General features: G+C 73.6%; 2 protein-coding genes. Both read left to right on the forward strand.

Annotated features, from left to right (window positions below):
* Positions 1–104 precede the first annotated feature (104 nt).
* Positions 105–6896, forward strand: coding sequence for a type I polyketide synthase (locus ACIBCK_RS39010; RefSeq protein WP_399398102.1), 6792 nt, complete (start codon positions 105–107; stop codon positions 6894–6896).
* A gap of 35 nt (positions 6897–6931) precedes the next feature.
* Positions 6932–13200: SDR family NAD(P)-dependent oxidoreductase (locus ACIBCK_RS39015; protein WP_399398104.1), on the forward strand; the 6269-nt coding region annotated here is incomplete at its 3' end.

Here is a 13200-nt window from a genome sequence, read left to right on the forward strand (position 1 = left end):
TGGCTGTTGGGGTGCAGGAGAGTTTGGAGGCTGTGGGGCGTTCTGGTGTGGTGTTGGGTACGTTGCGTCGTGGTGAGGGTGGTCTGCAGCGTTGGGTGAGCGCGTTGGCCGAAGCTCATGTCCACGGCATCCCCGTCAACTGGGCGCGGGTGCTGCCGCAGGCCGACCCCGTCGACCTGCCCACCTACGCCTTCCAGCGCGCCCACTACTGGATGACCGACCCGCCCGAGGCGGTACCTGCCACGAGCAGCACCATGGACGCCGACCCGGTCGAGGCGGACTTCTGGGAAGCTGTCGACCGGCTCGACTACGAGCAAGTGGTCGGCACCCTGAGCCTGGACTCCGGTGACGGCCTGGAGACCGTCCTGCCGGCCCTCGCGGTGTGGCGTCGGAACCGTGCCGAACACTCCACGGTGAACTCCTGGCGCTACCGCGTCGCCTGGCAGCCCGCTGACCGCGCCCCGGCCGGCACCCTCGACGGGCGCTGGCTCCTGCTGCACACCAAGGGCGTCGACACCGGCCATGCCGAACGCTGCGCCCAGGCGCTGCGGCAGGCGGGCGCGGAACCGATCGACGTCACGGTTCCCGACGACTCCCTCGACCGGTGGGGGCTCAGCGAACTCCTGCGCGAGGCCGCCGAAGGAGGCGAGGGGGCCGAACCGGTCACCGGAGTCCTGTCGCTCCTCGCCGACGACCGCCGGGCACATCCCGAGGACGGGGCGGTGTCCGTCGGCCTCGGCGCGACCCTCACGGTCGTCCAGGCACTGGCCGACGCCGAGGTCACCGCCCCGCTGTGGTGCGTCACGACCGGCGCCGTCTCCACGAACCGCGCCGACCGGATCGTCGACCCCGCCGCCGCCCGCCTCTGGGGCCTTGGCCGGGTGGCCGCGCTGGAGCACCCCGAGCGGTGGGGCGGACTGATCGACCTGCCCGCCGGCCCCGAGCCCCGGGCGACGGCCCGGCTCGCCGCCGTGCTCGCCGCCGCCGAGGACCAGGTCGCCGTACGGGCCGAAGGCGTCTACGTGCGCCGCCTGATCCACGCGCCGGCCGCCGACTCCCCGCCAGGGAAAGCGGCACCCGAGGCGGTGCTGATCACCGGTGGCACCGGCGCGCTGGGCGCCGAGACCGCCCGGATGCTCGCCCGCCGGGGCACCCGGAAGCTGGTGCTGAGCAGCAGGAGGGGCCCCGGCGCGCCAGGCGCCGCCGAACTGGTCGCCGAACTCGCCGAATTGGGTGCCACCGCGGTCGTCCTCGCCTGCGATGTCGCCGACCGTGACGCACTGGCCGCCCTGCTTGCCGAGCACCCGGTCACCGGAGTGGTGCACGCGGCCGGAACCGATCCAGCCATACCGCTCGACTCCACATCCGTACCCGTCCTGGCCGAGGGACTGCGGGCCAAGGCCGTCGGGGCCGAGCACCTCGACGCGCTCCTCCCCGACGCCGAACTGTTCGTGCTGTTCTCCTCGATCGCCGGAGTGTGGGGGAGCGGTGGTCAGGCCGCCTACGCCGCCGCCAACGCCCACCTCGACGCCCTCGCCGCGGCCCGCCGGGCGGCCGGCCGGACCGGAACCGCCGTGGCCTGGGGCTCCTGGGCGCAGATCGGCATGGCCGCCCGGGACGGTGCCGACGAGTACCTGAAGCGACGGGGCCTGCAACCCATGCCGCCGGCTCTGTGCGTCACCGCGTTGGAGCGCGCGATCGACACCGACGACACCTGCGTGGTCGTCGCGGACATCGACTGGGCACGCTTCACCCCCGCCTTCACCAGCCGCCGGCCCAGCCCGCTGCTCTCGGCCCTGCCCGAGGTCACCGAGGCCCTGGCCGGGGGACCGGCCGCCGAGGACGGAGCCTCGGCCGTGCGGACCCTGCTGGCCGGGCTGCCGGAGTCGGAGTGGGCCCGCACCGTACTCGACCTGGTCCGCCGGGAGACCGCGGCGGTCCTCGGCTACTCCGAACCGGTCGACGCCGAGCGACCGTTCAAGGACCTGGGCGTGGACTCCCTCACCGCCGTGGCCGTCCGCAACCGGGTGGCCGACGCTCTCGATCTGCGCCTGCCCACGACGCTGGTCTTCGACCATCCGACCCCCTCGGACGTCTCCCGCCACGTGCTCTCGCTGGTCAGCGGCGACGAGCGTGAGGCGGTCACGACGGCCGTGGTGTCCGACGAGCCCCTGGCGATCGTCGGCATGGCATGCCGGTATCCGGGTGGCGCCTCCTCGCCGGAGGAACTGTGGCGGCTGGTCACCGAGGGCATCGACGCGGTCGGCGGCTTCCCGTCCGACCGCGGGTGGCCCACCGACGACGCCACGGGTCCCGGCGACCCCTACACCCGTGTCGGAGGCTTCGTACACACCGCCACCTCCTTCGACGCCGACCTGTTCGGCATCTCGCCGCGCGAGGCCATGGCGATGGACCCGCAGCAGCGGCTGCTCCTTGAGACCTCCTGGGAACTGTTCGAGCGTGCTGGGCTGGGCCCGCACGCCGTGCGCTCGACTCCCACCGGCGTCTTCATCGGCGCCTCACCGTCCGGGTACGGAGTGGGCGTCGCCGCCCCTGGCTCTGAAGGGCACTTGCTCACCGGAATGTCGGGCGGCGTCCTGTCCGGCCGGGTGGCCTACGTCTTCGGTCTTGAGGGCCCGACGCTGACCGTGGACACCGCCTGCTCGTCGTCCCTGGTGGCCCTCCACGTCGCGGCGCAGTCGCTGCGCGACGGCGAGTGCACCATGGCCGTCGTCGGCGGTGTCGCGGTGATGACCAGTCCCGGAGTCTTCTCCGAGTTCGCCAGGCAGGACGGCCTTGCGTCCGACGGCCGCTGCAGGGCGTTCTCCGCTGACGCGGACGGCACCGGCTGGGGTGAGGGAGTTGGTCTGCTGCTGGTGGAGCGGCTCTCCGAGGCGCGTCGCAACGGGCACGAGGTACTTGCGGTGGTGCGCGGCTCCGCGGTGAACTCCGACGGTGCTTCCAACGGGTTGACAGCGCCGAACGGTCCTTCCCAGCAGCGGGTGATCCGGGCGGCGCTGGCGAAGGCTGGTCTGGAGCCGCACGAGGTGGACCTGGTGGAGGCGCACGGCACCGGCACGAGGCTGGGTGATCCGATCGAGGCGCAGGCGCTGCTCAACGCCTACGGGCAGGGTCGAGACGCTGAACGGCCGCTGTGGCTCGGGTCGTTGAAGTCCAACATCGGTCACACCCAGGCGGCGGCCGGGGTCGGCGGCATCATCAAGACGGTCATGGCGCTGCGGCACGGCGTACTGCCCCGTACCCTGCACGTGACCGAGCCGACGCCCGAGGTGGACTGGACGACGGGCGCGGTGGAACTGCTCACCGAGGACCGTCCGTGGCCGGAGCTGGACCGCCCGCGCCGTGCAGGAGTGTCCTCCTTCGGTATCAGCGGCACCAACGCGCACGTGGTGCTGGAGCACGCTCCCGCTCCGACAAGCCCCGAAAGCCCCGCACGGCGGGCGACCCCACCCCTGGTTCCGTGGGTGCTCTCGGCCCGCAGTCCGCAGGCGCTAGAGGAGCAGGCCGTCCGGCTGGCCGAGCGGGTCACGCGGGACGACAGCCTCCACCCGGCCGACGTGGCGGCCTCCCTGGCGGGCGGCCGGGCCCACCTGGAACACCGGGCCGTGGCCGTAGGACACGACCGCGAGGCCTTGCTCACCGAACTCTCCGACCTCGCTGACGCCGGCCACTTGACGGTCCGCGACGTCGCCGAATCCGGCCGCCTGGCGCTGTTGTTCTCGGGTCAGGGTGCGCAGCGGTTGGGGATGGGGCGGGAGTTGTACGGGGCGTTTGCGGTGTTCGCGGACGCTTTCGACGCGGTGTGTGCGCGGGTGGATGTGGGGCGGCCGTTGCGTGAGGTGGTGTTCGGCGAGGACGCCGGGTTGTTGGAGCGGACCGTCTACACCCAGGCGGGGTTGTTCGCGTTGGAGGTGGCGCTGTTCCGGCTGGTGGAGTCGTGGGGTGTGACCCCGGATGTGCTGGTGGGGCATTCGATTGGCGAGTTGGCCGCCGCGCATGTGGCGGGGGTGTTGTCGTTGGAGGACGCGTGTGCCCTGGTGTCGGCGCGCGGGCGGTTGATGGATGCGTTGCCCGAGGGCGGCGCGATGTTGGCGGTGGAGGTGGCCGAGGACGAGTTGCAACTGCCCGACGGGGTGGACCTTGCGGCGGTGAACGGCCCTACGTCGGTGACGGTTTCCGGTGACGCGGAGGCGATCGCGGGGTTGGAGGAGCGGTTCCGGGCGCAGGGTGTGCGGGTCAAGCGGTTGGCCGTCTCGCACGCTTTCCATTCCCGCTTGATGGAGCCGATGCTGGCCGAGTTCGCGGCGGTCGCGGGATCGTTGACGTACCACGCTCCACAGATCCCGGTCCTGACCACGGCCCCGGGTGCGATCGACACCCCGGAGTACTGGGTGGGTCAGATACGCGAGCCCGTCCGTTTCGCCGACGCGCTCGCCTCGCTCACCGGGGTGCGGACGGCGCTGGAGCTGGGTCCGGACGGAGTGCTCTCCGCCCTCGCCCAGGAACAGGTCGAAAGACTGGTGGCCGTCCCCGCCCTGCGCTCGGGGCGGGGCGAGGCGGAGACACTGCTGCGCGTGATCGCCCGGGCTCACGTACGGGGCGCGCAGGTCGACTGGCCGGCGGTGACGGGCGTGGGCGACCGGGTCGACCTGCCCACCTACCCCTTCCAGCGCACCCGTTACTGGCCCGACGCACCGACCTCCGACGCGACCGTGGCGCCGACGCCCGCCGCCTCACTGGCGGAGTCCCGCTTCTGGGCGGCCGTCGACGAGGGCGACGTCGAGTCCCTTGCCGCCACCGCGGGCCTCGACCCGGCGGCGTTGGAACCCCTGCTGCCGACCCTGTCAGCCTGGCACAGCGACGCCCGCGAGCACGAGGCCGTCGGCGCCTGGCGCTACCGGATCGCCTGGACGCCCCTGGAGGAGCCGTCCGCGGCGTCTTGCGCCGGGCGGTGGCTTCTGGTGGCCCCTGACGACGCCACCGAGACGGTCGACGCCTGCCGCGCGGCGCTCACCGAACGGCAGGGTGAGGTCGACCTGCTCGTCGTCGACCCCGCCGGCACCGACGCGGAGGAGTTCGCGGACCTGCTCCGCGACTACGTCGTACCCGGCGAGCAACTCCGCGGCGTGGTCTCCCTGCTGGCCCTGGACGAGACGCCGTATCCGGACCACCCGGTGATCACCGCCGGCCTGGCCGGCACCCTTTGCCTGCTGCACGCCGCGCTCGACGTCGACCCGGGCCCGCTGTGGACCCTCACCGCGGGAGCCGTCGGAGCGGGGGAGGACGAGGCGCCGGTCAGCCCGGCCCAGGCCGCAATCTGGGGCCTGGGCAGGGTCGCGGCGCTGGAACACCCCCGCCACTGGGGCGGCCTGGTCGACCTGCCCGCCGACGGCCTCAGCGACGACACGCGCCTGGCCGCCCGGCTCGCGGCCACCCTGACCCGCACCGACGGCGAGGACCAGGTGGCGGTCCGTGCCCGGGCCGCCTTCGGGCGGCGGCTGCGGCACGCCGACCCCGTCCTCCCGCGTTCCGGTACGGGCTGGACGCCGGACGGCACGGTGCTGGTCACCGGCGGCACCGGTGCCATCGGCGGCCACGTCGCCCGCTGGCTGGCGACCGAGGGAGCCGAGCACCTCGTCCTGGTGAGCCGGCGCGGTCCCGACGCTCCAAGCGCCCGCGAACTCACCGGGGAACTCACCGCCCTCGGCTCCCGCGTCACCGTCGTCGCCTGTGACCTGCAAGTCCGGGACGACGTCAGCCGAATGCTCGACGCGCTGGCCGCGGACGGCGTCACCGTCCGGACCGTCATGCACACCGCCGGCCTGGGCGTCCTGGCCCCGCTCGCCGACACCGGCGTCGCGGACCTCGCCCACCTGGTGGGCGGTAAGGTCGCCGGCGCCCGTCACCTCGACGAACTGCTCGACCCCATGCGACTGGACGCCGTCGTCCACTTCTCCTCCATTTCCGCGATGTGGGGCGTGGGCCAGCACGGGGGCTACGCCGCAGGCAACGCCTACCTCGACGCGCTCGCCCAACAGCGCAGCCGAGAGGGCGCCCCCGTCCTCTCCGTCGCCTGGGGGCCGTGGGACGGCGGCGGCATGGTCGACCAGGCCGCCGTGGAACCGATGCTGCGCCGCGGCATCTCACTCCTCCGGCCCGGGCCCGCCATGGTCGCGTTGCGTCAGGCGCTCGACGCCCGTGAACCGTTCACCGCCGCCGCGGAGGTCGACTGGGAGCGTTTCGAACCCTCCTTCACCGCGCTGCGCCCCAGCCCGCTGCTCGCCGAACTGCCCGAGGTACGTGCCCTTCGGCCCGCCGGCGCCGCAGCCGCTCCCGACCCCGTCGAGGACGGGTTCCGCGCCCGGCTGGCCGGACTGTCCCCGGTGGAGCGCGAGCGCGCGGCACTGGAACTGGTCCGCACCCACGCCGCCGTCGCGCTCGGACACGCGGGAGCGGACGACATCGAGCCGGAACGCACCTTCCGCGATCTGGGCACCGACTCGCTGACCGCTGTGGCGCTGCGTGACGGGCTGGTCTCCGCGACCGGCCTGACACTGCCGGCCACGCTCGTCTTCGACCAGCCGACACCCGTCGCGCTGGCGGAGCACCTGTTGGGTCTGCTGATGCCGGAGGACGTCGTCGACGACCTGCCGTCGACGGACGAACTCGACCGGCTCGAGGCGGCGCTCGCCCGCCGTTCCGGCGACGACCTCGACCGGGTCCGGATCGTGATGCGGTTGGAGTCGCTGCTCGCCACGACACGGAACGAGACCGGTACGGCATCCGCTGACGGCGCCGCCCTGGCCGACCGTCTTGGACACGCCACGGACGACGAACTGTTCGACCTGGTCGAGAGGGATCTGGGACTCAAGTGACCGCCGCCGCTCCAAGGACCCCGCAGGAGAGCAGGATGACGACCGAAGCGAGCAAGAGTCCCACCGAGCACAAGCTCCGCGACTACCTGGGCCGGGTGATCGCCGAACTGCATGACACTCGCAGGCGGTTGCGCGAGGCCGAGACACAGGAGCACGAGCCCATGGCCGTGGTGTCGGTGGCCTGCACCCTGCCCGGCGGTGTGCGTTCGCCCGAGGACCTCTGGCGGCTGCTCGCCTCCGGCGAAGACGCCGTCACCCCATTCCCCGGCGACCGGGGCTGGGACGACAGTCCGCTGGCGGGCGCCGAGGGCGTCGCGGCCCCCGAAGCGTCCCAGGGCGGCTTCCTGCACGACGCGGGCATGTTCGACCCCGCGTTCTTCGGCATCAACCCGCGCGAGGCGCTGGCCATGGACCCGCAGCAGCGGTTGGTCCTGGAGTCGGTCTGGGAGGTGATGGAGCGAGCCGGCATCCATCCCGAGACGCTGCGCGGCTCCCGTACGGGCGTGTTCGTCGGGTGCAACGGGCAGGGCTACGGCATCAACATGCAGGCGGGCATGGCCGGTACCGAGGGCTACCAGCTCACCGGCAGCGCCACCTCCGTACTCTCCGGCCGAATCGCCTACACGCTGGGCCTGCGGGGGCCCGCCGTCAGTGTGGACACCGCGTGCTCCTCGTCGCTGACCGCCCTGCACCTGGCCGCCCAGGCCATCCGCGCGGGTGACTGCTCCATGGCCTTCGCCGGCGGAGTCACCGTCATGCCGCACCCGGTCGCCTTCCACGAGTTCAGCCGTCAGGGCGGCTTGGCCTCCGACGGCCGGTGCAAGGCGTTCTCCGCCGACGCGGACGGCACCGGTTGGGGCGAGGGCGTCGGCGTACTGCTCATCGAGCGGCTCTCCGACGCTCGCCGCAACGGCCACCCGGTGCTCGCGGTGATACGTGGCAGCGCGGTCAACCAGGACGGATCCTCCAACGGCCTCACCGCCCCCAGCGGCCCCGCCCAGGAACGTGTCATCCGCGCCGCGCTCGACGACGCCCGCCTGACGCCCGACCAGGTCGACGTCGTCGAGGCGCACGGCACCGGCACCACGCTGGGCGACCCCATCGAGGCGCAGGCGCTGCTTGCCACCTACGGCCGCGACCGGGACCGTCCGCTGTGGCTCGGCTCGCTGAAGTCCAACATCGGCCACACCCAGTCCGCCGCCGGGGCCGCCGGCGTGATCAAGATGGTCCTTGCGATGCGCCACGGCGTGCTGCCCCGCACCCTGCACGCCGACGTGCCCACCCCGCACGTGGACTGGTCCTCAGGCCGCATCGAACTGCTCACCGGGGAGCAGCCCTGGGAACCCGGTGAACACCCCCGCAGGGCGGCTGTCTCCTCCTTCGGCATCAGTGGCACCAACGCGCACATCATCCTGGAGGAACCTCCCGCCGACGCCCCCGCCGAGCCGCCCGCGCCCCGCAGGCCCGCCCCCGGCATGGTGCCGCTGCCGGTGTCCGGCCGGACCGCAACGGCCTTGGCGGGGCAGGCCGAACGGCTGCGTACCTTCCTGGACGAAGGGACGGGGGCTGCCGACGAACTCGTCGACCTCGCCCACTCTCTCGGCGCGACCCGCCAGTCCCACGAGCACCGTGGAGTCGTCCTCGCCACCGACCTGGTGGACGCCCAGGCCGGCCTGCGGGCCGTCGAAGAGGGCCGCACCGGGCCCGACGTGCTCACCGGCGCCGTGCGGCCCGGCCTGACCGCCTTCCTGTTCACCGGGCAGGGCGCGCAGCACGCGGGCATGGCGCGTGACCTGTACGACACCTTCCCGGCGTTCGCCGAGGCCTTTGACACCGTGTGTCAGAAGGTCGGCGGTGAGCGGTCGCTGAAGGAGATCACCTTCGAGGACGGCGCGGCGCTGGACCGCACCGTCCACACCCAGCCGGCACTGTTCGCCGTCGAGGTCGCGCTCTTCCGCCTGGCCGAGTCATGGGGTCTGCGCCCCGACGTACTGGCGGGCCACTCGATCGGCGAACTGGCCGCAGCCCACGTCGCGGGCATCCTGTCGCTGGACGATGCCTGCCGCCTGGTCGCGGCCCGTGGCCGGCTGATGGAGGAACTGCCCGCGGGCGGCGCGATGCTGGCCGTGGAGGCGGCCGATGGCGAGATCGAGCTGCCCGACGGCGTGGACCTCGCGGCGGTCAACGGGCCGTCGTCCCTGACGGTCTCGGGTGACGCCGACGCGATCGGCGCGCTGGAGGAACGGCTGCGCGGTCAGGGCCGCAAGGTCAAGCGGCTCGCGGTCTCGCACGCCTTCCACTCGTACCTGATGGAACCCATGCTCGCCGCGTTCGCCGCGATCGCCCGCGACCTCACCTACCACCCGCCGACGATCCCGATGGTCTCCACCGTCGGCCTCGACGGTGACCCGACGACCTGGGAGTACTGGGTCAGTCAGGTCCGCTCGACCGTCCGGTTCGCCGACGCCGCCGAGGAATTGGCGCGCCAGGGCGTCACCCGGTACGTCGAGGTGGGCCCCGACGGGGTCCTGTGCGCCCTGGTCGGTGCGGAGGACGACACCGCCGTCGCCGTTCCGCTGCAGCGGAACGGCCGCGACCAGACGGACAGCCTGCTGCGGGCCGTGGCGCGCCTGCACGTCGCGGGGCTCGATCCTGACTGGGCGGCCGTCCTGGAACCGTGGAGCCCCCGCCGGGTGGACCTGCCCACCTACCCCTTCCAACGACAGCGCTACTGGCCGACCCTCAGCAGCCCGGCCGACCTCAGGACGGCCGGCCTGAGCGGCGCCGGGCACCCGCTCCTTGGGGCGCTCGTCTCGGTGGCCGGTGACGGGGGCCTCGTGCTCACCGGCCGGCTGTCCCGCACCACCCACCCTTGGCTCAACGACCACCGTGTGCACGGTGCGGTCCTCGTCCCGGGCACCGCGCTCGTCGACCTCGCCCTGCACGCGGGCAGCCAGGTCGGCTGCGCCGTCGTGGACGAACTGACCCTGGACACCCCGGTGGAACTGCCCGAACTGGGCGGCGTCCGGATCCAGGCGGAGGTGGGCACGCCGCTCGCGGACGGCACCCGGGAGATCGCCCTCTACACCCGGGCCGACGGGGCCGACGGGATCGAGGGCACGGACGGCGGCTGGGTCCGGCACGCGACCGGCATCCTGGCCCCCGCACGCCCGACGGCGGGCGAACCCCTGGCCGAGTGGCCGCCGCAGGGCGGCAAGGCGGTGGTACTGGACGACTTCTACGCCGCCGCAGCAGCCGCCGGCCTCGACTACGGGCCGCTCTTCCAGGGCCTGCGCGGCGCCTGGCGCGCCGCCGACGGTGTGGTGTACGCCGACGTGGCGCTGCCCGCCGTGGCCGACGGCGCGGACTCCCCGGACGCAGGGGGCTTCGGTCTGCACCCCGCTCTCTTCGACGCCGCCCTGCACTGCGCGGCCCTGAGCGGCCCCTCGCAGAACGATCCCGCCGTCCGGGTGCCGTTCAGCTGGTCCGGCGTCACCCTGCATGCCAGGGGCGCCACCGCCTTGCGCGTGCGCCTGACCCCGACGAGCACGGACGCCGTCTCGCTCGAGTTCGCCGACCCGACGGGACGGCCGGTCGCTTCCGTGGAGTCCCTGGTGCTGCGACCGGCGGCGCCCGTGGACGGCCGGATCCCCGCCGACACGCTCTTCCGTGTCGAGTGGGCCGCCCTGCCCGCGTCCGGCCCGTCCACCCCGTGGACGGTCGTCGCCGGCGCGACCGGCCTTGCGGCCTTGGCCGAGCCCCCCGCCCTGGTGGCCGTCCATGCCGACACGGACCCCGAGGACTGGGACGGCCCCGTGACCCTCGACGGGCCCGCCGCGGTCCGCCGCGCCGCCCACCGTGCCCTGGAGTACGTGCGGACCTGGCTCGCCGACGAGCGCTTCGCCGCCTCCCGTCTCGTACTGCTCACCCGAGGCGCCGTGCCCGCCGGGGACACCCCGGTCGACCCGGCCGCCGCCGCGGTGTGGGGGCTGGTGCGCAGCGCGCAGACCGAGCACCCGGGCCGTTTCGTCCTGCTCGACCTGGACCCCTGCGAGGGCGGCACACCGGTGACCGGCCTGACGGACACCGATGAGCCGCAAATCGCCCTGCGTGACGGCCGGTTGTACGCCCCCCGTCTCGTCCGCGCCGTCGTTCCCCCGGCGGGGCCGGACCCGGCGGAGACGCACGGCACGGTCCTCGTCACCGGCGGCACCGGCGTCCTCGGCGGCCGCGTCGCCCAGCACCTGGTCGCTGAACACGGCGTCCGTGACCTGCTGTTGGTGAGTCGGCGCGGACCCGAAGCGCCCGGGGCGGACGAACTGATCGCCGAGCTGGCCTCCCTGGGGGCCCGCGCCCGTGCCCTCGCCTGTGATGTGGCCGACCGTGAGGCGTTGGCCGAGGTGCTCGCCGGCATACCCGCTGATCGGCCACTGACCGGCGTGGTGCACGCCGCCGGGATCGTGGACGACGGCGTGGTCACCTCCCTGACCCCCGACAGGCTCGACGCGGTGCTGGACGCCAAGGCGGCCTCGGCGCTGCACCTGGACGACCTGGTCGGCGACGTTTCACTGTTCGTGCTGTTCTCCTCCGTCTCGGCGACCTTCGGCTCCGCGGGCCAGGCCGGCTACGCGGCGGCAAATGCGGTCCTGGACGCCGTCGCCCGCCGCAGGCCGGGCGCCGTCTCCGTCGGGTGGGGCCTGTGGGCGGAGGCTTCCGGTATCTCCGCCGGGCTGGACGAGACGGGACGGGCCAGGATCCGGCGTGTGGGCTCCGCGCTCGCCACCGGCGAAGCACTGGCCGTCCTGGACGCCGTCCGGAGGGGCGACATCCCGCACCTGGTCGCCCTCCGCCTGAACCTCACCGAGTTGCGGGAGGCCGCGGACCGCGACCCCGCCGCGGCGGCGCCCCTGCTGCGGGGCCTGATCACCCGCCGCGTCCTGCCCGAGGCGGCGCGTGCCGTGCGCGGTGCCGCATCCCCGCTGGGCGAGCGCCTCGCCGGCCTCGGCGAGGCCGAACGGGTCGACCTGCTCACCGAGTTGGTGCGGTCCGAGGTCGCCGGTGTGCTCGGGCACACCGGCGCGGAGCTGATCGAGGACCACAAGCCGTTCAAGGACCTGGGCTTCGACTCGTTGACCGCCGTGGAACTGCGCAACCAGCTCGGCGCCATGACCGGCCTACGGCTGCCCGCGGCCCTCGTCTTCGACTACCCATCGCCGCAGGCCCTGGTGGCCCACCTGCTGTCCCGCCTGACCGGGGCGGACACCGCGGCGCCCGCGCGGGCCCACCGCACCGTGAGCAGCGACGAGCCCATCGCCATCGTCGCGATGAGCTGCCGCTACCCCGGCGGGGTCAACAGCCCCGAGGACCTGTGGCAACTGGTGGCGACGGGCTCCGACGCGATTGGCCCGTTCCCGGACAACCGCGGCTGGGACACCGCGGCCCTCTACGACCCCGACCCCGACGCGGCGGGCAAGTCCTACGTCCTCCAGGGCGGCTTCGTCCACGACGCGGACCGCTTCGACCCTGTGCCCTTCGGTATCTCGCCGCGCGAGGCGCTGGCGATGGACCCGCAGCAGCGGCTGATGCTGGAAGCCTCCTGGGAGGCCTTCGAGCGGGCCGGACTCGACCCGACCTCGCTGCGCGGCAGTTCCACCGGCGTGTTCGCCGGCCTCATGTACCACGACTACGCCGCCACCATGACCGTGCTGCCGGAGGGGGTCGAGGGCTACCTCGGCACCGGCACCTCGGGCAGCGTGCTGGCCGGCCGGGTGTCCTACACCTTCGGACTCGAGGGTCCGGCCATGACCGTGGACACCGCATGCTCCTCGTCCCTGGTCACTCTGCACCTGGCCTGCCAGGCACTGCGCAACGGCGAGTGCGACATGGCGCTGGCGGGCGGCGTCACGGTGCTCTCCACCCCGGCCGTCTTCATCGACTTCAGCAGGCAGCGCGGTCTGGCGTCCGACGGCCGCTGCCGCTCGTTCTCCGCGGAGGCCGACGGTACGGGCTGGTCCGAGGGTGTGGGGGTGCTGCTGGTGGAGCGGCTGTCCGACGCCGTCCGCAACGGGCACGAGGTGCTTGCGGTGGTGCGCGGGTCCGCGGTCAACCAGGACGGCGCGTCCAACGGCCTGACCGCACCCAACGGCCCCTCGCAGCAGCGGGTCATCGGCGCGGCGCTGGCCGCTGCCGGCCTGGAGCCCAACCAGGTGGACGTGGTGGAGGCGCACGGTACGGGTACGACGTTGGGTGATCCGATCGAGGCGCAGGCGTTGCTCAACGCTTATGGGCAGGATCGGCCGGCTGG

The organism is Streptomyces sp. NPDC051218 (genome assembly GCF_044455475.1).
GTDB lineage: Bacteria > Actinomycetota > Actinomycetes > Streptomycetales > Streptomycetaceae > Streptomyces.